The following is a 22906-nucleotide window of genomic DNA, read 5'->3' on the forward strand; positions in this document are numbered from 1 at the left end:
CTGCGTTTCCCTGAAAGAGGAATCATAATGAATAACGCGCAGACACATTTGAAAATCGGCTACGTCTGGACTATCTGTCTGGTCGCAGCCTGTGGTGGTTTGCTGTTTGGCTACGACTGGGTGGTGATTGGTGGGGCAAAGCCTTTTTATGAAGCGTACTTCTCGATAACCGATCCGGCGCAGTCGGGCTGGGCGATGAGCTCCGCGCTGGTGGGCTGTATTTTTGGCGCGTTGATTTCGGGCTGGTGCGCCGATAAATTTGGCCGAAAAATGCCGCTCATCCTCTCTGCTATTCTGTTCAGCGCCTCGGCATGGGGAACCGCCGTTGCCAGCAACTTCGACATGTTCGTGATTTACCGCATCGTTGGCGGCGTCGGGATTGGCCTGGCGTCAGCGCTCAGTCCGCTGTACATCGCTGAAGTCAGTCCGGCGGAAAAACGCGGACGTTTTGTGGCGGTGAACCAGTTGACCATTGTCATTGGCGTTCTGGCGGCGCAACTGATCAACCTGATGATCGCTGAACCCGTTGCCACAGGGGCGACACAGCAGGCGATTGTTGAGAGCTGGAACGGGCAGATGGGCTGGCGCTGGATGTTTGGCGCAGAACTGGTTCCCGCGTTGGCGTTTTTGGTGCTGATGTTTTTCGTCCCGGAATCCCCACGCTGGCTGGTGAAGGCGGGTAAACCGGAGCGTGCGCGTGCCATGCTGCTACGCATTGGCTCTGCGGAGTACGCCGGACAGACGCTAAAAGAGATCGAACACACGCTGCTCAAAGATAATCACAGAGTCGCATGGTCAACGCTGCTGCAACCGCAGATCAAACCGATCGTGATCATCGGCATGGTGCTGGCGGTCTTCCAGCAGTGGTGTGGGATCAACGTGATCTTTAACTACGCGCAGGAGATTTTCGCCTCTGCCGGTTTCGACATCAACGGTACGCTGAAATCGATCGTTGCTACCGGCATTATCAACCTGGTCTTTACCCTCGCCGCACTGCCGCTGGTGGACAAAATTGGCCGGCGCAAGCTGATGCTGTTCGGCGCATCCGGCCTGACGGTGATTTATGTGTTGATTGCCGGTGCCTACGGGATGGGGATTATGGGCTGGCCGGTGCTGGTTCTGGTGCTGGCGGCCATTGCCATTTATGCCCTGACGCTGGCACCGGTCACCTGGGTGCTGCTGTCTGAAATCTTTCCTAACCGCGTGCGCGGGCTGGCGATGTCGCTGGGTACGCTGGCGCTGTGGATTGCCTGTTTCCTGTTGACCTATACCTTCCCGCTGCTCAATGCCGGGCTGGGTGCCGCCGGGAGTTTCCTGCTCTACGGCGTGATTTGCGCAATGGGATATGTGTATGTGCTGCGTAATGTACCGGAAACCAAAGGCGTAACGCTGGAAGCGCTGGAAGAACAACTGGCGGCGAGACATTTGAAAGCCAGTCCGTCGGCACAGCCAAAAAGCGTGCGCTGATGACCACGCCGCTGACGCTGCATAACGCGCATCTGCGGATGCGCGTGGATCCTCAGGGCGGCGCGCTGTTGTCGCTGTTTTCGTTACAACATCAACAACCGGTTCTACGCGAAAGCGAGGGAAAAACCGCCGGTGATGGCGGGCTGTTTCCGATGCTGCCGGTTGCCAATCGCGTGGCCGGTAACCGCTTCAGCCAGCGCGGAACCGAGGTGCAATTGCCGTTATATGAGGTCGACGACGCGTTTTTCCTGCACGGTGACGGCTGGCTTAAACGCTGGGAAGTGACGGCGGCGACCGATGATAGCTGTTCGCTGCGTCTGCGCAGTCAACTGGCATGTGGCTATGATTATCAGGCGGAACTGCAGTATGTGCTTGACGCGTCAGTATTCAGGGCGTCGCTGACGATCGCTCATCTGGGCAAGCGCCCCATGCTGTACGGCTGCGGTTTCCACCCGTTTTTTGTCTTTGATGCGCGAAGCACCGTGCAGTTTTCTGCCAGCGGTTACTGGCCGGAAGGCGAGCACCATTTGCCGCTGGCCTGGCAGAGTGAACTGCCGACGGAGGCTGATTTTACCAGGGCGCAGTATGGCGCGGATCGCTGGTTAAATGTGGGGTATTCCGGCTGGAGTGGGCAGGCGATCGTTCAACGTAATGTGATGCGCGTCACGATTTCTGCGCAAACTCCCTGGCTTATGCTATTCAGAATGCCGGGTGAGTCATTTCTTTGTCTGGAACCGCAGACGCATCCGGTGAATGCCCACCACATGCCGGGGCAGCCGGGATTACGGATGTTAGGCTCTGGAGAACAGTGCCGTTTCGCGATGGAGATTCGCGTTGATTAGCGGCAAAACGTTGTTATGTTGCTGTTAATGTTCACTTGCGCCAGCCTGCGTTTATCGCCAGACTATCGCCTCCACACGGGAGGGGATCATGTCTTTGCACTCCACGCGCTGGCTGGCGCTCGGTTACTTCACCTATTTTTTTAGCTACGGGATTTTTCTTCCCTTCTGGAGCGTCTGGCTTAAAGGGCTTGGCCTCACGCCGGAGACGATCGGCCTCTTATTGGGCGCTGGTCTGGTCGCCCGTTTTCTTGGCAGTTTGATCATTGCCCCGCGGGTCAGCGATCCATCACGGCTGATCTCCGCGTTACGCATTCTGGCGCTACTGACGCTGATCTTTGCGCTGGCCTTCTGGGCCGGAACCCATGTCGCCTGGCTGATGGTGGTGATGGTCGGCTTTAACCTCTTCTTCTCGCCGCTGGTGCCGCTCACGGACGCGCTGGCGAATACCTGGCAAAAGCAGATCACCATGGATTATGGACGGGTGCGTCTGTGGGGATCGGTCGCGTTTGTGATTGGTTCGGCGCTAACCGGCAAACTGGTCAGCCTGTTTGATTACCGGGCGATTCTGGCGCTGCTTACGCTGGGTGTCGCCTCAATGTTGCTGGGAATGCTGATTCGCCCCAGCGTGTTGCCCAAAGGGGAAAACCGTCACCAGGAGAGCGCTGGCTGGCCCGCCTGGCGTTCGCTGGTCACACAAAGCTGGCGCTTTCTGGCCTGCGTCTGTCTGTTGCAGGGGGCGCATGCCGCCTACTACGGTTTTAGCGCTATTTACTGGCAGGGGGCGGGGTATTCCGCGTCGGCGGTCGGCTATCTCTGGTCGCTCGGCGTGGTGGCAGAAGTGATTATCTTCGCCCTGAGCAATAAGCTGTTCCGCCGCTTTAGCGCCCGCGATCTGTTACTGCTCTCCGCTATCTGCGGTGTGATTCGCTGGGGACTGATGGGCTGGACGACGGCGCTGCCGTGGCTGATTGTGGTGCAGATCCTCCATTGTGGCACCTTTACCGTCTGCCACCTGGCGGCGATGCGTTATATTGCGGCGCGTCAGGGAAGCGAAGTCATTCGTCTGCAGGCGGTCTATTCTGCTGTGGCGATGGGCGGCAGCATTGCCATCATGACCGTGTTTGCTGGCTTCCTGTACCAGAATCTGGGCAACGGCGTCTTCTGGGTGATGGCGCTGGTGGCGTTGCCGGCTATGGTACTGCGGCCAAAAGTGGCCGCTTCAGCCTGATTCCAGCATCTTGCGGATCTGCTGCTGCTGATGTGGCGTTAGCGCCTGATCCGCATGAATCAACGGGGGTGAAAAGAGCGGCAGCAGCGTGGCGTAAGGGGTAACAATCAGCGCCACGCCGCGCGGTGAGCCTTCCTGCTGGAAAGTTCGCATCGGCAATGGCTTGATGTTCAGCGGCAGTAGCGTCAGTTCACGCAGTTGTTGTTCTATCTGCTGCTCCAGTTGCGGATTATCACCGGTCAGTAAGACGACCTGTTTCTCATGCAGGTCATTATCCTGCATCAGCCATGCGCCAAAAATCACCGCCACCAGTCCCGTCTCTTCTTCAGAAAACTCAACGGCATACTCTTCTTCAAACCCGCGTAACGCATCGCGGGTGGTACGCATCAGACGCGGATAGAGGCGGGCGAACTCTTCCGGCAAGGTGTTATCGATGCCAATCGAAAACAGGCAGCGGTTCAGCGCCTGGGACAGATGGATATAGAGCTGATCGTTTAGCCCCTGCTCGTCGTTAAAACGCACCGCGCCCATTTCGCGAAAACGCAGGATCAGGCGGGCGATCGCCAGACGCAACCGCCGGTTCTGCTGATGGTTATCGCGAATCGGGTCCGGGATGCGGACCATCGAAAACAGCAGTGCCATAAACAGCGATTCCGTTAATGGCGCATCCTGCCGGACACGACGCTGCCAGTGACGGCCAATCTCCTGCGCTAACGCGTATTCGGCGCAGGACTGCGCCCAGCGCTGCTGGACGGGATTGAATTCCGGCGAGATCCCCGCATGATGTTGCAACAGACAATATTGCAGATAGAGGCGCAGGAACTGGATGTCCCGGCACTCGAACGGCTTTTGCAGACGACGCGCACAAAGGTTAATCAGCGCATGCAGATTGGTATCGTCATACAGCGTGCGCAGGATCCCCCGCTGTTTTAGCTCAATTTTGAGGGCGGGGGCAAAGTGTTGATTAATGAACGCCGGACACAAACGCAGGCCGCGTCTGAGCCAGTGTAAGAGGCAGAGGCGTTGGTTAAGCGCGGTACCTTCGATCCGGTAGCACCCATTCGGACCAGTGCTAATGCTAAGTCGATGATAGCGTTGGATCTCCAGTCCCGTTTCGACAATATCCTCACGGGCAACAGTATCATCGACACCATTTAGCGCACTGAACATTTCCGCGGTGGCAATCTGCCCCGGCTGGAAAAGCGTCAGCAAAACCTGGCAACGGCGCTGGGGAGCAGAAAGTACAGATGGCGGAGCAAGCGTTGTCATCATCTGTCGGATCTCCCTTAGGTATGTTAGATAAGAATAGCTAAAGTTTTTCCATAGCCATTACGAATGAAATGTTTTGCGTCAGGAATGCAGGGAGAGGTCACAGAATTTTTCACGTGTGCAACCGCGTAAGAGAGTTTAACGCAGCGCATTATTAGGATTTTCCGCGTTTTTATCTTCAGATTGTGCAGTAAAAAGCCTCGCCAGGGGAGACGAGGCTGAAAGGTTATTAATGGATTAACGATCCTGTCGCAGGGTTAACCCGACATCCCCACCCGGATGCACGGCCAGCAGCGTTTCTCTGGTATAGCCGCTTTCACTCATCAGGCAGGCGCAGGCAGCATCAAAGATCGCAATCACCAGCATGATGGAGGTGGTCGCCAGCATGTTCAGCGGATCCGCCTCGCGCTGGACGCCGGTGGAAATCACCAGCCGGGCGGCCTTTGCAATGGCGGAATTCGCGTTTTCCGTAACGCTGATAATCGGCACGTTGCGCGCCGCAAGGCCTGGCAATAAGCGCGTGAGCTCGTCAGAGTTACCGCCGCGCGAGAGTAAAATCATCCGATCGTCAGCGCGTAAAAAACCGAGATCGCCGTGCGCGGCATCGGTGGCGTTGAGGTAGATCGCCGGGCGCTCAACGCAGGAGAGCATGTGGGCGATTTTACGCGCCGCAATGCCAGAGGTGCCGACGCCGGTGACCACGATTTTTCCCCGACATTCGCGCAATTCCGTCATTAATGCATTCCAGACCGGTTCGCTCAAATGCTGACCCAGACCGGCCAGCGCCTCACTGTAGAGGGTCCAGGTATCGGTGGCCTGTTGCCATGGGCTACTCATGCATCCCCCTGCATCAACTGACGGTACTTCATGTGATCCTGATACATCTCGTGGAACACCTGATATTTACGGTCGTAATACTGCTTAATGCGATTGGTCTGCGGGGTGACCGTTTTACCTATCCGGCTCATGGCCGACATTGCTTCCGGGAAGGTTTCGAACACGCCAGCGGCGATGGTGCCCATCATTGCGCCACCGAGCAGCATCGCTTCGCTCTCTTCCGGAAGTAGCATGGCGCAACCAGTGGCATTGGCATGTTCCTGCACAAAGATAGGGTTCTTGGTGCCGCCGCCGCTGGCCATGATAGTGTCGATGCTGTACCCACTCTGGTTCATGGTTTCAATGATGTGACGCGTACCCAACGCGATGGCCTGAATGGTTGCCAGATAGTGCAGCGCCATGTCTTCCGGCGTGCGGGAAAGCTTCAGCCCACTGATCGCCCCGGTCAGCGTCGGATTGGCGCGCGGTGAACGGTTGCCGTGGAAGTAGGGCAGGATATGAATATCACGGGTCAGGAAGGCGATATTCTCCGGCTCGCCTGCCATTTTACGCAGCAGCGCGTTCAGCACTTCATAAATGGTTTGCCCCTGCGCTTTGGCTTGCGCCAGCAGCGTATCGTAACAAGGGTGCGACTGAATAATGTGGTCGATCAGCGCGCCGGTCGCGGACTGTCCGCCTTCATTGAGCCAGTATTCCGGCAACACGGCGGAATAGTAAGGACCCCAGACGCCGCCAATAAAGCGAGGCTCTTTTGAGATCGCCATGTGCCCGGTAGAGGTTCCACCAATCAGGGCAACGCGACGGTCAAAGTCAGCGACTTCGCCAGAGACACCGCAGGCGCCAAGCGTGCCGAGGGTACCCGCATGGGCATCAATGATCGACACGCTGACGGCAGTGCCTGGAATCAACCCCATTTCACTGGCGGCGCGCTGAGTCAGTCCGTGACCAAGCGGTTCGCCCATCGTTTTCACATAGCGACCAATTTTTGCCGCATCGTGTTCCAGCAGATCTTCCAGTCCGATCTCCCGGAAGTAGCTGGCATCCCACTTGTCTTCATGGCCCATGTAGGTCCATTTGCACACCGTGGAACACAGTGAACGCGTGTCGTCGCCGGTGGCGCGCCAGGTCAGGAAGTCGGGTAAATCAAAATAGTAGCCCGCGTTGGCCCAGGTGTTAGGCATATGCTGTTTCAGCCACAGCAGTTTCGGCGTTTGCATTTCCGGGGAGATGATCCCGCCTACGTAGTCCAGCACCCGATGGTGCATCGCGTTGATGCGCTCGGCCTGGGTGATGGCGCGGTGATCCATCCACACGATGATGTTTTGCTCGCTGCGCCCGGAAGGGCTGATGGTCAGCGGTTTGCCCTCCTTATCCAGCACCACCAGCGAACAGGTGGCGTCAAATCCCAACCCTTTCACCTGAATGGGGTTGATATCGGACTGATTAATGGCATCACGAACCGCGTTGCAGACAGCCTGCCAGATGTTATCGGACGACTGCTCGACGAAATCGGCCTGCGGGCGGTAAATTTCAATCGCGCGAGTGGCCTGGCCGACCATTCTGCCGTTGAGATCAAACACCCCTGCGCGAGCGCTGCCGGTTCCTACATCCACACCAATAAAGTAACTCGCCATAATTTTTCTCCTGAAATCAGGCTCTACGATTCTGTAATGCGATAAAGAGGATGAGTACCGCGCCCCAAAGCGCCATCGTCAGATAGCTACTGATCCCCAGCAAGTTAAAGCCGCTTTCCAGCATTTGCAGCACAATCAGCGCCAGCACCAGGCCGATGATACGGCCAAATCCGCCGTCCGGATTGATGCCGCCCAGCACCGAGGCGAGAATAGTGACCAGCAGATAAGACTCACCGTATCCGGCCTTCGCCGAGTTGAATTTCGCCATCATTAAGATTGCGGCCACCCAGCCGAGCAGGGCGGAAATGACGTAGACGGAAATCTGCACCCGAACGGTATTCACGCCGCTGTAGCGGGTCGCCTGTTCGTTGGACCCCATCAGATAAAGACTACGCCCGAGCGTGGTGTGTTCCAGCAATACCCACAGCAGCACCGCAACCACGATGAACAGCAGCAGAGCCACGGGAATACCTGCGAGGGTGGCGTTGCCGAGGTACTGAATTGCTGCCGGGAAGCCAGAAATCACCGTGCCGTTAGAGAGCAAAATGTTCAGCCCGGAGATCAGCGTCATGGTGCCGAGCGTGGCGAGGATCGGTGACACGCCAACCCAGGCGATCAGCGCGCCGTTCAGTGTCCCTATCGCCACGGCGACCGCTGCACCGGCCAGCAGCGCCAGTGCGAGGAACAACGGGTTGTCCGGATGGCTGACGATGACCGCCGCCATCACCAGCGAACAGGCGTTGGCACCGGCAATAATCGACAGGTTAATGCCGCCCGTCAGCATGGTCATCCCCATTCCCAGCGCCAGCATGCCGAGGATCGGTAACTGTGAGCCGATGGACTGGAAGTTTGCGACGCTGAAAAAGCGAGTGCCCAACAGCGCTGAGAAGACGACGGTGACGACGATAATAATCACGCACTGCAGGCGGATGATGGCATCACCGGGTAATACTCTTGCGAACGCTTTCATCTCAAAGCTCCCTTGCCAGTTTGCGTTTTTCGTTCCACGCGGTGGCGCTGATGCTGACCAGGATAATGATGCCGCTGAAAACGGTGTGCCAGTACGAGGAGACGCTGAGCAGCGTCAGACCGTTTTGCAAAAAGGCCAGCAGAATCACCCCCAGCAGCGTTCCGGTCAATGTGCCCCGACCGCCGCTCATGCTGGTGCCGCCGAGCACCACCGCCGCCAGCACCGTCAGCTCAAAACCGAGCAGCGAGTTTGGCGCTACGGACTGGGTGATCTGCGCCTGCACGACGGCGGCGACGCCGGCCAGAATACCCATGTAGCCGTAGACATAGAAATGCAGTTTCAACAGATTCAGCCCGAGGCGGGAGGCGGCGTCACGGTTACCGCCCATCGCGTAAATCTGGCGACCGAGACGGGTGTAGTTCATCAGGATAGCGGTGAAGACGATCACTGCCGCCAGACACAGTAACGGCAGGGTAATACCGTAGTCATAGCCATCTGCCGCGGTGAACGAGAACCAGTTGATACCGTTCATGAACCAGTCCGGGAAGCCGTACAGCCAGGTGCCTTTGGTGGCGTAAACCAGCAGACCGTAATAGACGTTAAGCGTGGCGATGGTGATGATGATAGCGGGCACGCGCAGCCAGTAGACCAGGAAGCCGTTAATCAGCCCGAGCAATAACCCGACGGCGATGGCGATGGTCAGCGCCAGCAGAAAGTTGCCGCCGTGGGCGATCACCCAGCTTGCCATCGCGTACTGCGCTATCGCCGTCATCGCCGGGAACGAAATATCGATTCCGCCGGAGATCAGCACGACAAACAGCCCGCAGGCGAGAATACCGAGAATGGCGTAGCTGGTGGCGACGTCCGTCAGATTACCGAGTGACAGGAACTCGTCAGTGCTGACGCTCAGCCCAACGGCAAGCGCAATCACCAGCAGGCCCAGCCAGAATTCATGGTGCCCGATTAAACGGGAGAGATGAAAGTTATTCATGGATGACCTCGACCACCTCTGCAATGTCTTCTTCACGACAGCGATGCGGATTAAACTCGGCAACCAGCTTTCCGCGACGCATGACCAGTACGCGGTGGCTGTTGTAATACGCTTCCGGGATCTCATCGCAAATCATCAGCACCGCCATGCCTTGTTCCGCTAGATTGCGGGCGATCTGGTAGATCCCCTCTTTGTTGGCGATATCAACCCCCACCGTTGGGGAGTCCAGGATCAGGATATGCGGTTGGGTCGCCACCCATTTGGCGATGGCGATACGCTGGGCGTTGCCGCCGGAGAGCGTTTTGACCGGCAACTGCGGATCGGAAACTTTAATGTTCAGTTCACGGATCAGATCGGCGACCAGCGTTTTGGCTTTACCGTGATCGAGCAGGCCGCTGCGGGTATGCAGTTTGTCAAAGACCGTGACAATCGTGTTGTCGTAGATCGACTGTTCCATGATCAGCCCCTGGGTCAGGCGATCTTCTGAGACATAGCCGATCCCGTGTCTGATTGCGTCATGGTTGTTGCGCAGTTGAACCGGTTTCCCGTTAATGCGAATTTCCCCGCTGTCCGGATGCGTCATGCCAAACAGACTCAGGCAGAGCTCGGTGCGGCCTGCACCAAGCAGGCCGACAATTGACACGATCTCACCGCTGCGCAGCGACAGGTTGATGTCCTGATATTTTCCTTTGCGGCTCAGGTTGCGCAGTTCCAGCATTGGCTCCTGCTCAACCGGCGGTTTTTCCGGCAGCGGACTGTAGTGGAAGCGTTGACCGGTCATCAGGAATGCCAGTTCATGGCTGTCGAGTTCGCTGGCGGGATACGTCCCCACCAGTTTGCCGTCGCGCATTACGCTGATGCGGTCCGCCACTTCCATCACCTCATCGAGACGGTGGCTGACGAACACCACGCAAATCCCGTCGGCTTTCAGTTCGTTGACCACGCGCAGCAGGCCGTTGACCTCCTGGCGCGTCAGGGAAGCGGTGGGTTCGTCCATAATCACCAGACGCGCGTCGGCGGCAATGGCGCGACAAATCGCGACGAGCTGACGGTCGGCAATGGAGAGTTTTTCCACTTTTTTATCGGGATCGATGCTGACGCCAATCCGCTTCATTGCCGCCAGCGCCTGTTGCTTCATCGTACCGCGCCGCACCCAAATGTCGCCGCCGGGCAGGTAGCGGTTGACGGCAATATTCTCCGCCACGCTGAAGTTAGGAAAGAGGGATAAATCCTGATAGATAACCTGGATGCCGTAATGCGAAGAGAGCTGTGGTGACAACTGGTGAAACAGTTTGCCATCCAGCAGGATCTGCGCTCCTTTTTCCGGCTGATAGACTCCGGAAATCACTTTAATAATGGTGCTTTTACCGCAACCGTTCTGTCCTGCCAGACAGTGAACTTCGCCTTTTTTCAGCGTCAGATTCACATTATCCAGCGCCAGCACGCCCGGGAATTGCTTGCTGATATTCTCAAGAGTGATAAATGCGGTGGTGTCTGTCATGGACAATACCCCTGCGAGCGCCCTGACGGGCGCAGAGTGTTAAGCCTGTTGGTAGCGCCGACCAGACGGTCGGCGTTAGGTTTCCCTGGTGGTGGCTGGAGCCTTAGAAACCGAGTGATTGCGCGTTGTCTTTGGTGACTTCGAGGATCTTGTTAAAGCGGATCACTTTCTTCTCCATGTCGACATCGGCTTTCCCTAATCCTTCAATGGTCAGATCTGGCGTGACCTCTTTGCCCTGCAGCAACTGATCTGCCACGGTCACCAGCGCGTAGCCGGCATCTTTTGGATCCCACAGCATCGCTTTTTTGATGTCGCCACGCATCAGATAAGGCGCTGCCTGTGCGGGCATTGCAATCCCCACCACGGCAATTTTATCTTTCGCGCGTTTTTTCTGTACTGCCTGACCGGCACCAATCGGACCCAGCGAACCGAAGCCAATGATGCCCTTCATCTGCGGATAGGTTTTCATCAGGTCCAGCGTCGTGGAGTAGGATTTGTCGATGCTCTCAGCCACCGGCAGACGAGTGGTGACTTCAAACATCTCCGGGTATTTTTCTTTCTGGTACTTGATGGCGTAATCGGCCCAGGCGTTGTGCAACGGCACGGTCAGCGAGCCGACGTAAATGGCATAGCCGCCTTTACCGCCCATATCCTTCGCCAGCTCGTCAACGTTAGCCTGCGCGTACTTCTCGCTGTCGATCGTTTCGATATCCCACTGGCCGATTTGCTGATCTGGCGATTCGTGAGTCAGGACGACAATACCCTTATCGCGCGCTTTTTTAAGCACGGGCTCAAGCACCTTGGCGTCATTAGGTACCACAATGATCGCGTTAACGTTCTTGGCAATGAGATCTTCAATCACTTTTACCTGCTGAGCCGGATCCGGTGTGGAAGGGCCAGTCTGGTAAGCATTCACATCCAGTTTCTTCGCGGCTTCATTCACGCCGGTTTCCATGCGGTTAAACCACGGAATACCGGTGACTTTAGCAACCACAGCGATTTCATATTTTTCTGCCGCAAAGGACGGGCCGGACAACATGCATGCAGAAACCAGGGTTGCACTGAGTAATGCGAGTTTGAATTTCATAGTTGTACCTTTTGTAGGGACCGGGGCATGTCACGAACAGGAGGTTATCAACGAAGGGAAGAGGTAATGAATCTCAAGTTTCATAAATGTGATAAATGCCCATTTTTGTTAATTTATGGGTGTTTTATGGTTAAATTATAGTTAATTTCAACGATTGAAATGCTTTTTTGGTTAATTTAATTGTTAACAAGTATCGAAAAATGCTTATTTATTTTTACAATTAATTATCAAATTGGCTATTGCACACAGAAAATAACCGCAGCAGGCGTACCGCCCTCAGCGACGAAATCGCAAATCTGAGAACTGAATCGAGTCCAGAAATCAGCGCCCAACATTCCTCATTTCAATGTTATTCTCACGGACAATCCTGCCACGACGATCGTGACTCGCGTGGCCCGTCCTGTTTTTGTGGGGAGTTGATACCATTCATGATACGCGGCGCTTTGCTGGTATTACTCGCATTTTTGACGTCTACGGTGAGTGCACATCCTCACAGTTTTATTCGTCTGAAAACGGAAGTGATCGGCGATAACGGGACTTTTGTGGCGCTGAAGATGCGCTGGACAATGGATGAACTGACCTCTGCCGATCTGCTCTATGATGCGGGCGACGCTCAACCGGGTTCTGAAATCTGGAAGAAGCTGGCGGCGGAAGTGATGGCGAATGTGCTGGGACAGCATTACTTTACCGAAATGTGGCACAACGGGCAGCGCGTTAAATTTAAGAACCGCCCCACGGAATATAGCATGGAGCGTGTTGAGCATCAGGCCGTGCTCACCTTTGTGCTGCCGCTTGCCGAACCGCAACCATTGAGCGGGCAGCGTTACACCTTCTCGACCTTTGATCCCTCTTATTATGTCGATATGAGCTACGAAGAAGATAACGATGCAACGCTATCGTCGGCGTTGCGTGAGCAATGTAAAATCGCCGTGAACACACCGACCCCGAGCGAAGAATCGCTCAGCTTTGCCCAGTCGCTGGATAAAGAAGACGCGCCTCCGGAGGATATGGAACTGGGGAAACAATTTGCACAGACGGTGACGGTCTCATGTCAGTAATATCCACAACCCGCATTCGCGCACGGCGTTGGCTGTCGCTGTGGCCGCTGGCGCTGTTTTTGCTGATTGCAGCGATCGGTGGTGTCTGGCTGTGGTACGCCTGGCCGCAGGTGATGATCAAAAGTATTGTCTGGCAACGGGAGGTGAATCAGCAGATGAGCGTATTGCTGAAGGCCGTTGCCGCCAGTCCAGCCCAGGCGGGTGGGTCATTGCTGCTGTTTAGCTTTTTATATGGTGTGCTGCACGCACTGGGACCGGGGCATGGAAAGGTCGTGATCACCACCTGGCTGGCGACCCATCCTTCAAAGCTTAAGTCGAGCATCGGGCTGACGCTGGCTTCTTCGTTATTGCAGGGGCTGGTGGCGATCGGGCTGGTCGTGGTCGTGCTCAGCATCCTGCAACTGCCGGCGAGACAGTTACATCTGAGCGGTTTCTGGCTGGAGAAGGGGAGCTATGCGCTGGTGGGGATTCTGGGCGTTTTGCTCTGCTGGCGGGCGCTGAAGAAACTGCATGCGCTGCTGCGCAAACCCAGGTTTATCGCCTTCACGCCACACCATGTGCACCATGAAAACTGTGGTTGCGGGCATCAGCACATGCCGAATCCGGAGCAGATCCACCGCGATGATGACTGGCGCGCGCGGCTAATGATTATTCTGTCGATGGGGATGCGTCCCTGTTCCGGGGCGATCATGGTACTGCTGTTCAGCAAAGTCATCGGCGTCTTTGGCTGGGGAATAGTCTCGGCGCTGGCAATGGCGGCGGGAACGTCGCTGACGATTACCTCTCTGGCGCTGCTGGTGCACAGTTTTCGTACGCTGGCAGTCAGGTTGAGCAGCAATCATGCACCGGTACTATGGCGGCAGGTCGGTTGGTTAACGCTGGCGTTAGCCGGTGGCGCGATATTAGTGGTGGCAGCAGGAGTGATGTGGGTGAGTGCAGTGCCAGTGGGAAGGGGATTACGGCCGTTTTGATTTTGCCGGATGGCGTTAGCGCTTATTTGGCCTACTGTTCGTGTAGGCCCGGTAAGCGTTAGCGCCACCGGGCAGTACTGAAATTAACGCTTCAGCGCGTCGCTCAGTTCGTCACGCATATTCGCCAGCATCGCTTTTACCACGCGCGGGTTGCCCGCCACGATGTTGCCGGTCGTCATGTAGTTGTGACCACCGGTAAAGTCGCAGACCAGAGCGCCAGCTTCACGGGCGATCAGTTCACCCGCGGCGAAATCCCACGGACGCAGACCAATTTCGAAATAACCGTCAACGCGCGCAGCGGCAACATAGGCCAGATCCAGCGCAGCAGAACCGGTGCGACGGAAGTCAGCACACTCGGTAAACATTTTGCCGAGGATATTCATGTAAGAGGTGGCGTGCTGTTTGGCTTTGAACGGGAAGCCGGTCGCGATAATAGTGCCGTCCAGGTCACGCGCATTGCTGCCGCGCAGACGGTAACCATTCAGCTGTGCGCCCTGGCCGCGGGTTGCGGTGAACAGTTCATTACGCATTGGATCGTAAACCACAGCGACTTCAGTGCGGCCTTTAATACGTACGGCGATGGAAACCGCGAAGTGCGGCAGACGTTTTACGAAGTTGGTGGTGCCATCCAGTGGATCGATAACCCATTGAACATCCTGATCGGTACCTTCATGTTCACCGCTTTCTTCGGTGATGATGGTGTGCTGCGGGTAAGATTTGCGGATCGTTTCGATAATAATCGCTTCAGCGGCTTTATCGACGTTGGTCACGAAATCATTGCTGCCTTTCTGGCTGGTTTCTACTGAGTCAGGCGTTTCGTAGTGTTTGGCAATTACATTACCCGCCTTGCGCGCTGCGCGCACGGCGATGGTCAGCATCGGATGCATCGGTCTCTCTCACTGGATGTTAAAGAACGGGAAAACGGCGCAGAGTATAGCAGCGAGATCGGAATATGTCTTCGATTTATGATAATATGGCTGAATAATCTTTAGCTGAAGAAAGACAATGCTGCAAAATATTCGAATCGTGCTGGTGGAAACGTCTCACACCGGCAATATGGGCTCTGTTGCCCGCGCCATGAAAACAATGGGGTTAACCAACCTGTGGCTGGTGAACCCGCTCGTGAAACCTGATTCCCAGGCCATCGCCCTGGCGGCAGGGGCCAGTGATGTGATCGGCAATGCGCAGATCGTCGATACCCTCGATGAAGCGCTGGCCGGATGCAGCCTGGTGGTCGGGACCAGCGCGCGTTCGCGTACGCTGCCGTGGCCGATGCTTGACCCGCGCGAATGCGGTTTAAAAAGCGTAGCGGAAGCGGCAAATACCCCCGTGGCGCTGGTGTTTGGTCGTGAACGCGTTGGGCTGACCAATGACGAGCTGCAAAAATGCCATTACCATGTCGCGATTGCGGCGAACCCGGAATACAGTTCGCTGAACCTGGCAATGGCGGTACAGGTCATCGCGTATGAAGTGCGCATGGCCTGGCTGGCGACGCAGCAAAATCCTGATGCGGTCGTGCATGAAGAAGCACCGTACCCGCTGGTAGACGATCTGGAGCGGTTTTACGGTCACCTTGAGCAGACGTTGCTGTCGACGGGGTTTATCCGTGAAAACCATCCGGGACAAGTGATGAACAAGTTGCGCCGTCTGTTTACGCGTGCGCGTCCGGAGAGCCAGGAGCTGAATATTCTGCGTGGAATGCTTGCTTCTATTGAGCAGCAGAATAAAGACAAGTAAGTGCAAACCATCTGGCAAAGCAAAATGGCACTGAAGGTTAAATACCTGACTAAAACAGTCAAGTAAATAGTTGACTGATTTAGTCGGGAATGTCAGACTTGGCCCTGCTATGCAATACCCCCATTTTACAATAAAAAACCCCGGGCAGGGGCGAGTTTGAGGCTAAGTAAGACATGAGACTGACATCTAAAGGGCGTTATGCCGTGACCGCAATGTTGGACGTTGCGCTCAACTCCGAAGCGGGCCCGGTACCGTTGGCTGATATTTCTGAACGTCAGGGAATTTCCCTTTCTTATCTGGAACAGCTGTTCTCCCGTTTGCGTAAAAATGGTCTGGTGTCCAGCGTACGTGGGCCAGGCGGTGGTTATCTGCTGGGTAAAGATGCCGGCAGTATTGCAGTCGGTGAAGTGATTAGCGCTGTTGACGAGTCGGTAGATGCGACACGTTGTCAGGGCAAAGGCGGTTGTCAGGGCGGCGATAAATGCCTGACCCACGCGCTGTGGCGCGATCTGAGCGACCGTCTGACCGGTTTCCTCAACAACATTACGTTAGGTGAACTGGTGAATAACCAGGAAGTCCTGGATGTGTCTGGTCGCCAGCACAGCCACGACGCTCCACGCACAAATCGTGCACAAGACGCGATTGACGTTAAGTTACGCGCTTAATTTAACCGTCCTGTTTCGGGTTGCATCTGCGTTGGCTGCACATGTTCACCCCGCTTACTTTTGTAAGCTCTCGGGGATTCGCATGTTTACCGCCTTGCTGAAACGCGAAACAGTTAGGTTAACGATAAGAAGATTTTCGAGTCAGGCCGGAGCGTTTGCGCTCCGTTAACACGGTCGTACATCCAGCCGGTTGCCTGACTCCTTGCATTGAAGCGATGTACGGAGTTTATAGAGCAATGAAATTACCGATTTATCTCGACTACTCCGCAACCACGCCGGTGGACCCGCGTGTTGCCGAGAAAATGATGCAGTTCCTGACACTGGACGGAACCTTTGGTAACCCGGCCTCCCGTTCACACCGTTTCGGCTGGCAGGCTGAAGAGGCGGTTGATATCGCCCGTAATCAGATTGCCGATCTGGTGGGTGCCGATCCGCGTGAAATCGTCTTTACTTCCGGTGCGACTGAATCCGACAACCTGGCGATCAAAGGTGCAGCCAACTTTTATCAGAAAAAAGGCAAGCACATTATCACCAGTAAAACCGAGCACAAAGCGGTACTGGATACCTGCCGTCAGTTGGAGCGTGAAGGGTTTGAAGTGACCTACCTGGCGCCGCAGAGCAACGGGATTATCGATCTCAAAGAACTGGAAGCGGCGATGCGTGACGACACCATCCTGGTTTCCATCATGCACGTGAATAACGAAATCGGCGTGGTACAGGATATCGCGACTATCGGTGAAATGTGCCGTGCTCGCGGCATCATCTATCATGTTGACGCCACCCAGAGCGTGGGCAAACTGCCTATCGATCTGAGCCAGTTGAAAGTTGACCTGATGTCCTTCTCCGGTCACAAAATTTATGGCCCGAAAGGGATCGGCGCGCTGTACGTTCGTCGTAAACCGCGTATTCGCATTGAGGCACAGATGCACGGCGGCGGTCACGAGCGTGGCATGCGTTCCGGTACGCTGCCTGTCCACCAGATCGTCGGTATGGGCGAAGCCTATCGCATCGCGAAAGAAGAGATGGAAACCGAGATGGCGCGTCTGCGCGGTCTGCGTAACCGTCTGTGGAACGGCGTGAAAGATATGGAAGAAGTCTACCTGAACGGTGACCTTGAGCAGGGCGCACCAAATATCCTCAACGTCAGCTTTAACTACGTTGAAGGCGAGTCGCTGATCATGGCGCTGAAAGACCTCGCGGTCTCTTCCGGTTCTGCCTGTACCTCTGCGAGCCTCGAGCCTTCCTACGTGCTGCGCGCACTGGGAATGACCGACGAGCTGGCACATAGCTCTATTCGTTTCTCTTTAGGTCGTTTTACTACCGAAGAAGAGATTGATTACACCATCGAACTGGTTCGTAAATCTATCGGCCGTCTGCGTGACCTTTCTCCACTGTGGGAAATGCACAAGCAGGGCGTGGATCTGAACAGCATCGAATGGTCACATCATTAATCGGTATCGATAAGGAGAATTCATCATGGCTTACAGCGAAAAAGTAATCGATCATTACGAGAATCCACGTAACGTGGGCTCTTTTGACAACAGCGACGAGAACGTCGGTAGCGGCATGGTGGGTGCACCAGCCTGTGGCGACGTGATGAAGTTGCAGATCAAAGTTAACAATGAAGGTATCATTGAAGACGCGCGTTTCAAGACTTACGGCTGCGGTTCCGCTATCGCCTCCAGCTCCCTGGTTACCGAATGGGTGAAAGGGAAATCACTGGACGAAGCACAGGCGATCAAAAATACCGATATTGCCGATGAGCTTGAGCTGCCGCCAGTGAAAATTCACTGTTCTATTCTGGCAGAAGACGCGATCAAAGCCGCCATTGCGGACTACAAAAGCAAACGTGAAGCAAAATAAGAAGAGTTGAGGTTTTATTATGTCGATTACACTTAGCGACAGTGCAGCAGCGCGAGTAAATACCTTCCTGGCGAACCGTGGTAAAGGGTTTGGCCTGCGTCTGGGCGTGAGAACCTCCGGCTGCTCAGGTATGGCGTATGTACTGGAATTTGTTGATGAACCGGCGGCAGAAGACACCGTGTTTGAAGACAAAGGCGTTAAGGTTGTGGTCGATGGAAAAAGCCTGCAATTTCTGGACGGAACGCAGTTAGACTTCGTGAAAGAAGGTCTGAACGAAGGGTTCAAGTTCACAAACCCGAACGTGAAAGACGAGTGTGGTTGCGGCGAAAGCTTCCACGTGTAACGCGCGTCATCCGAAAACCCCGCCGTGGCCTTGCTACGTGTGGGGTTTGTTCTAACAGGCTACCCCTGAGAATGTTATGGACTACTTCACCCTCTTTGGCTTACCGGCCCGTTATCCGCTCGATATTCAGGCGCTGAGCCTTCGTTTTCAGGATCTGCAACGCCAGTATCACCCTGATAAATTTGCCAGCGGTACCCAGGCGGAACAGCTTGCTGCCGTCCAGCAATCCGCCACTATCAACCAGGCCTGGCAAACGCTGCGCCATCCCCTGATGCGCGCAGAATATCTGCTGTCGCTACACGGTTTTGATCTCAGCAACGAGCAGCACACGGTGCGCGATACCGCGTTCCTGATGGAACAACTGGAACTGCGTGAAGAACTCGATGAGATCGAACAGACGAAAGACGAGGCGCGGCTGGAACAGTTTATTCAGCGCGTGAAAAAGATGTTTGATAGCCGCCATCAGTTGATGGTGGAACAACTGGATAGCGAGACGTGGGACGCCGCGGCCGATACCGTGCGTAAACTGCGTTTTCTCGATAAACTGCGAAGCAGTGCAGAACAACTCGAAGAAAAACTGCTCGATTTTTAAACTTCGGAAGCAATTATGGCCTTATTACAAATTAGTGAGCCTGGTCTGAGCGCAGCGCCACACCAGCGTCGTCTGGCTGCGGGTATCGATCTCGGGACCACCAACTCTCTGGTCGCAACCGTGCGTAGCGGTCAGGCGGAAACGCTGGCCGATCACGACGGTCGTCATCTGCTGCCGTCCGTCGTTCACTATCAGCCGCAGGGCCACACGGTCGGCTATGATGCGCGCGCTAATGCCGCGCTGGATACCGCCAATACTATCAGTTCAGTGAAACGCATGATGGGACGTTCACTGGCGGATATTCAGACTCGCTACCCGCATCTGCCATACCGTTTCCAGGCAAGTGAAAATGGCTTGCCGATGATTGAAACGGCGGCGGGTTTGCTAAATCCGGTCCGTGTTTCAGCCGATATCCTGAAAGCGTTGGCGGCGAGAGCCTCTGAGTCACTTTCCGGCGATTTGGATGGCGTGGTGATTACCGTACCGGCGTACTTTGACGATGCACAGCGTCAGGGGACCAAAGATGCCGCACGCCTGGCGGGCCTCCATGTGCTGCGCCTGCTCAATGAACCGACCGCTGCGGCGATTGCCTACGGTCTGGATTCCGGCAAAGAGGGCGTCATTGCAGTGTATGACCTCGGTGGCGGAACGTTTGATATTTCTATTCTGCGCCTGAGTCGCGGGGTGTTCGAAGTGTTGGCGACAGGCGGGGATTCCGCGCTTGGCGGCGATGACTTCGACCACCTGCTGGCGGATTACATCCGTGAACAGGCGGGAATTGCCGATCGCAGCGATAACCGCGTGCAGCGCGAACTGCTGGATGCCGCCATCGCGGCGAAAATCGCGCTCAGCGATACCGAGTCAGTCACGATTAACGTGGCGGGCTGGCAGGGCGAGATTACCCGCGAACAGTTTAATGAACTCATTTCTGCGCTGGTTAAGCGTACGCTGCTGGCCTGTCGTCGTGCCCTGAAAGATGCCGGCGTTGAGGCGCAAGAGGTGCTGGAAGTGGTGATGGTTGGCGGTTCCACGCGCGTACCGCTGGTGCGTGAACGTGTGGGCGAATTCTTCGGTCGCCCGCCGCTGACGTCAATCGACCCGGATAAAGTGGTGGCGATTGGCGCGGCAATCCAGGCGGATATTCTGGTTGGTAATAAACCGGACAGTGAAATGCTGCTGCTCGACGTGATCCCGCTGTCGCTGGGACTGGAAACGATGGGCGGCCTGGTGGAGAAGGTGATTCCGCGTAACACTACGATTCCGGTGGCGCGCGCGCAGGACTTTACTACCTTCAAAGACGGCCAGACCGCGATGTCGATTCACGTGATGCAGGGCGAACGTGAACTGGTGCAGGACTGCCGTTCGCTGGCGCGCTTTGCCCTGCGTGGTATTCCGGCGCTCCCGGCAGGCGGCGCGCATATTCGCGTGACCTTCCAGGTGGATGCTGACGGTCTGCTGAGCGTCACTGCGATGGAAAAATCCACCGGCGTTGAGGCTTCTATTCAGGTGAAACCGTCCTACGGTCTGACCGACAGCGAAATTGCCTCAATGATTCAGGATTCGATGAGCTTTGCCGAGCAGGACGTAAAAGCCCGTATGCTGGCAGAGCAGAAAGTCGAAGCGGCGCGCGTGCTGGAGAGTTTAACCGGCGCGCTGACCGCTGATGCCGCGCTGCTAAGCGCCGCAGAACGTCAATTGATCGACGATGCCGCCGCGCACCTGAGCGAAGTGGCGCTGGGCGATGATGTTGACGCTATCGAACAAGCCATTAAAAACGTAGACAAACAAACCCAGGAATTTGCCGCTCGCCGTATGGATCAGTCGGTCCGTAGCGCGCTGAAAGGCCATTCCGTGGACGAGGTTTAATATGCCAAAGATTGTTATTTTGCCTCATCAGGATCTCTGTCCGGATGGCGCAGTTCTGGAAGCTAAGACCGGTGAAACCATTCTTGACGTTGCGCTGCGCAACGGTATCGAGATTGAGCACGCCTGCGAAAAATCCTGTGCCTGTACGACCTGCCACTGCATTGTGCGTGAAGGCTTTGACTCCCTGCCGGAAAGCACGGAAGAAGAAGATGACATGCTGGATAAAGCCTGGGGACTGGAGCCGGAGAGCCGTTTAAGCTGTCAGGCTCGCGTAACCGGGGATGATTTAGTGGTCGAAATCCCACGTTACACAATCAATCATGCTCGTGAGCATTAACAGAGGGTAGTATGGGACTGAAGTGGACCGATAGCCGCGAAATCGGTGAAGCGCTGTACGATGCGTTCCCCGATCTCGATCCAAAGACCGTTCGTTTCACCGATCTTCATCAGTGGATCTGCGATCTTGAGGAATTTGATGACGACCCTGACGCATCCAATGAAAAAATTCTGGAGGCGATTCTGCTAGTCTGGTTAGATGAAGCAGAGTAAGTCACATAACGGGCTGCCATGAGGCGGCCCGTTTGCTAATAAGGATAAATAACATGACAGAAGCCATGAAAATTACGCTTTCCACACAACCTGCTGACGCACGCTGGGGTGAAAAAGCTACATACAGTATCAATAACGATGGTATTGCCCTGCACCTTAATGGGAAAGATGACCTGGGTCTTATTCAGCGCGCGGCACGTAAAATCGACGGCCTTGGCATCAAGCATGTGCAACTGGCAGGCGAGGGCTGGAATGCAGACCGCTGCTGGTCATTCTGGCAGGGCTACAAAGGGCCGAAAGGCAGCCGAAAAGTGGAATGGCCAGAGCTGGACGACGTACAGCGTCAGGAGCTGGATAACCGTCTGACCATCATTGACTGGGTGCGTGACACCATTAACGCACCGGCGGAAGAGCTGGGTCCAGAGCAACTGGCGCAGCGTGCCGTTGACCTGCTGTGCAGCGTGGCGTGCGATCACGTCTCTTACCGTATTACCAAAGGCGAAGATCTGCGTGAGCAGAACTATATGGGGCTGCATACCGTGGGTCGCGGCTCTGAACGTCCTCCGGTCCTGCTGGCGCTCGACTACAACCCGACAGGAGATAAAGAAGCCCCGGTTTTTGCTTGCCTGGTCGGGAAAGGGATCACCTTTGATTCCGGCGGTTACAGCATCAAGCAGAGCGCCTTTATGGACTCCATGAAGTCCGACATGGGCGGTGCCGCAACGGTAACCGGCGCGCTGGCATTTGCGATCACGCGCGGTCTGAACAAACGCGTGAAGCTGTACCTGTGCTGTGCGGATAACCTGATCAGCGGTAACGCGTTCAAGCTGGGCGATATCATCCACTATCGCAACGGTAAAAACGTCGAAGTGATGAATACCGACGCGGAAGGGCGTCTGGTGCTGGCGGATGGCCTGATTGACGCCAGCGCGCAGAAGCCAGAGCTGATCATTGATGCTGCGACGCTGACCGGAGCCGCGAAAACCGCGCTGGGTAACGACTACCACGCGCTGTTCAGCTTCGATGACCAACTGGCGAACCGTCTGCTGGCAAGCGCAGCTGAAGAAAACGAGGCGTTCTGGCGTCTGCCGCTGGCGGAATTTCATCGCAACCAGTTGCCGTCTAATTTTGCCGAGTTGAACAATACCGGCAGCGCGGCGTATCCGGCAGGGGCGAGCACAGCCGCAGGATTCCTGTCGCACTTTGTGGAAAACTACCAGCAGGGTTGGCTGCATATCGACTGCTCGGCGACCTACCGCAAAGCGCCGGTTGAGCAGTGGTCTGCCGGCGCGACCGGTCTGGGTGTGCGCACTATTGCAAATCTACTGACTGCCTGAAAGGTGTTTTTGTAGGCCGGGTAAGCGAAGCGCCACCCGGCATTTTGCCTGGTAGCGACGCAGTGCGTCTTATCAGGCCTGCAACCCATAGATAATTTG

General features: G+C 55.7%; 23 protein-coding genes. 15 read left to right on the forward strand and 8 right to left on the reverse strand.

The annotated features are described in order from the left end of the window. Positions 1-27 precede the first annotated feature (27 nt). The 3 genes from AOY24_RS09515 (at position 28) to AOY24_RS09525 (ending at position 3537) form a co-directional block, all read left to right on the forward strand. A complete protein-coding gene (locus AOY24_RS09515; RefSeq protein WP_054176538.1) occupies positions 28-1467 on the forward strand; it encodes a sugar porter family MFS transporter in 1440 nt (479 codons plus the stop codon). Continuing rightward, positions 1467-2309 (forward strand): aldose 1-epimerase, encoded by an 843-nt coding sequence (locus AOY24_RS09520; RefSeq protein WP_042999805.1) that lies wholly within the window; start codon positions 1467-1469, stop codon positions 2307-2309. Before AOY24_RS09515 ends, AOY24_RS09520 begins: the two co-directional genes overlap by 1 nt. Positions 2310-2397: 88 nt before the next feature. Next, on the forward strand, positions 2398-3537 hold the full coding sequence (locus AOY24_RS09525; protein ID WP_042999806.1) for a 3-phenylpropionate MFS transporter: 1140 nt from the start codon (positions 2398-2400) through the stop codon (positions 3535-3537). Here AOY24_RS09525 and csiE read toward each other — a convergent pair. From csiE to AOY24_RS09560, 7 genes are all read right to left on the reverse strand, one after another. Then, positions 3529-4809 carry a stationary phase inducible protein CsiE gene (gene csiE, locus AOY24_RS09530; protein WP_042999807.1) on the reverse strand — a complete coding sequence of 427 codons (1281 nt, stop codon included), beginning with the start codon at positions 4807-4809 and terminating at the stop codon, positions 3529-3531. The two genes, AOY24_RS09525 and csiE, sit on opposite strands and share 9 nt — an antisense overlap. Before the next feature lie 234 nt (positions 4810-5043). Then, a complete protein-coding gene (locus AOY24_RS09535) occupies positions 5044-5643 on the reverse strand; it encodes an SIS domain-containing protein (RefSeq protein WP_044264916.1) in 600 nt (199 codons plus the stop codon). Beyond that, entirely contained in the window at positions 5640-7277 is a 1638-nt protein-coding gene (locus AOY24_RS09540) for an FGGY-family carbohydrate kinase (RefSeq protein ID WP_042999809.1), read from the reverse strand. Before AOY24_RS09540 ends, AOY24_RS09535 begins: the two co-directional genes overlap by 4 nt. Positions 7278-7293: 16 nt before the next feature. Further along, positions 7294-8247: an ABC transporter permease gene (locus AOY24_RS09545; protein ID WP_054176539.1), complete on the reverse strand. Its 954-nt coding sequence runs from the start codon at positions 8245-8247 to the stop codon at positions 7294-7296. A 1-nt stretch (position 8248) separates the two neighbouring features. Continuing rightward, positions 8249-9238, reverse strand: a complete 990-nt coding sequence (locus tag AOY24_RS09550; protein WP_044253103.1) for an ABC transporter permease — start codon at positions 9236-9238, stop codon at positions 8249-8251. Continuing rightward, positions 9231-10739: a sugar ABC transporter ATP-binding protein gene (locus AOY24_RS09555; RefSeq protein WP_044264914.1), complete on the reverse strand. Its 1509-nt coding sequence runs from the start codon at positions 10737-10739 to the stop codon at positions 9231-9233. Before AOY24_RS09555 ends, AOY24_RS09550 begins: the two co-directional genes overlap by 8 nt. Before the next feature lie 103 nt (positions 10740-10842). Beyond that, positions 10843-11826: an autoinducer 2 ABC transporter substrate-binding protein gene (locus AOY24_RS09560; protein WP_042999813.1), complete on the reverse strand. Its 984-nt coding sequence runs from the start codon at positions 11824-11826 to the stop codon at positions 10843-10845. Between the two features lie 428 nt (positions 11827-12254). Between AOY24_RS09560 and AOY24_RS09565 the strand changes: the two genes are divergently transcribed. Both AOY24_RS09565 and AOY24_RS09570 read left to right on the forward strand, forming a co-directional pair. Further along, on the forward strand, positions 12255-12884 hold the full coding sequence (locus tag AOY24_RS09565) for a DUF1007 family protein (RefSeq protein ID WP_054176540.1): 630 nt from the start codon (positions 12255-12257) through the stop codon (positions 12882-12884). Then, a complete protein-coding gene (locus AOY24_RS09570; RefSeq protein WP_042999815.1) occupies positions 12875-13855 on the forward strand; it encodes a nickel/cobalt transporter in 981 nt (326 codons plus the stop codon). Before AOY24_RS09565 ends, AOY24_RS09570 begins: the two co-directional genes overlap by 10 nt. Positions 13856-13938: 83 nt before the next feature. Here the strand turns inward: AOY24_RS09570 and suhB are convergent, their stop codons facing one another. After that, positions 13939-14742 carry an inositol-1-monophosphatase gene (gene suhB / locus AOY24_RS09575; RefSeq protein ID WP_042999816.1) on the reverse strand — a complete coding sequence of 268 codons (804 nt, stop codon included), beginning with the start codon at positions 14740-14742 and terminating at the stop codon, positions 13939-13941. 118 nt (positions 14743-14860) lie between these two features. On the opposite strand from suhB, the gene trmJ reads away from it, so the two are divergent. The 10 genes from trmJ (at position 14861) to pepB (ending at position 22807) form a co-directional block, all read left to right on the forward strand. Then, positions 14861-15592 carry a tRNA (cytosine(32)/uridine(32)-2'-O)-methyltransferase TrmJ gene (gene trmJ, locus AOY24_RS09580; RefSeq protein WP_042999817.1) on the forward strand — a complete coding sequence of 244 codons (732 nt, stop codon included), beginning with the start codon at positions 14861-14863 and terminating at the stop codon, positions 15590-15592. A gap of 173 nt (positions 15593-15765) precedes the next feature. Next, positions 15766-16257 carry a Fe-S cluster assembly transcriptional regulator IscR gene (gene iscR / locus AOY24_RS09585; protein WP_042317591.1) on the forward strand — a complete coding sequence of 164 codons (492 nt, stop codon included), beginning with the start codon at positions 15766-15768 and terminating at the stop codon, positions 16255-16257. Between the two features lie 236 nt (positions 16258-16493). Next, on the forward strand, positions 16494-17708 hold the full coding sequence (iscS, locus tag AOY24_RS09590; RefSeq protein WP_042999818.1) for a cysteine desulfurase: 1215 nt from the start codon (positions 16494-16496) through the stop codon (positions 17706-17708). 25 nt (positions 17709-17733) lie between these two features. Continuing rightward, positions 17734-18120, forward strand: a complete 387-nt coding sequence (gene iscU, locus AOY24_RS09595) for a Fe-S cluster assembly scaffold IscU (RefSeq protein ID WP_002913991.1) — start codon at positions 17734-17736, stop codon at positions 18118-18120. A 19-nt stretch (positions 18121-18139) separates the two neighbouring features. After that, complete coding sequence (gene iscA / locus AOY24_RS09600) at positions 18140-18463, forward strand: iron-sulfur cluster assembly protein IscA (RefSeq protein ID WP_003037681.1); 324 nt, start codon at positions 18140-18142, stop codon at positions 18461-18463. A 76-nt stretch (positions 18464-18539) separates the two neighbouring features. Then, positions 18540-19055 carry a co-chaperone HscB gene (gene hscB / locus AOY24_RS09605; protein ID WP_042999820.1) on the forward strand — a complete coding sequence of 172 codons (516 nt, stop codon included), beginning with the start codon at positions 18540-18542 and terminating at the stop codon, positions 19053-19055. Between the two features lie 15 nt (positions 19056-19070). Beyond that, positions 19071-20921 (forward strand): Fe-S protein assembly chaperone HscA, encoded by a 1851-nt coding sequence (gene hscA, locus AOY24_RS09610; protein ID WP_044253086.1) that lies wholly within the window; start codon positions 19071-19073, stop codon positions 20919-20921. A gap of 1 nt (position 20922) precedes the next feature. After that, entirely contained in the window at positions 20923-21258 is a 336-nt protein-coding gene (fdx, locus tag AOY24_RS09615; protein WP_042999822.1) for an ISC system 2Fe-2S type ferredoxin, read from the forward strand. Positions 21259-21269: 11 nt separating this feature from the next. Beyond that, a complete protein-coding gene (iscX, locus tag AOY24_RS09620; protein ID WP_042999823.1) occupies positions 21270-21470 on the forward strand; it encodes a Fe-S cluster assembly protein IscX in 201 nt (66 codons plus the stop codon). Between the two features lie 53 nt (positions 21471-21523). After that, a complete protein-coding gene (gene pepB / locus AOY24_RS09625; RefSeq protein WP_044253083.1) occupies positions 21524-22807 on the forward strand; it encodes an aminopeptidase PepB in 1284 nt (427 codons plus the stop codon). Positions 22808-22906: the final 99 nt, after the last annotated feature.

It is taken from the genome of Citrobacter sp. CtB7.12 (assembly GCF_001297795.1).
Taxonomy (GTDB): domain Bacteria; phylum Pseudomonadota; class Gammaproteobacteria; order Enterobacterales; family Enterobacteriaceae; genus Citrobacter_A; species Citrobacter_A amalonaticus.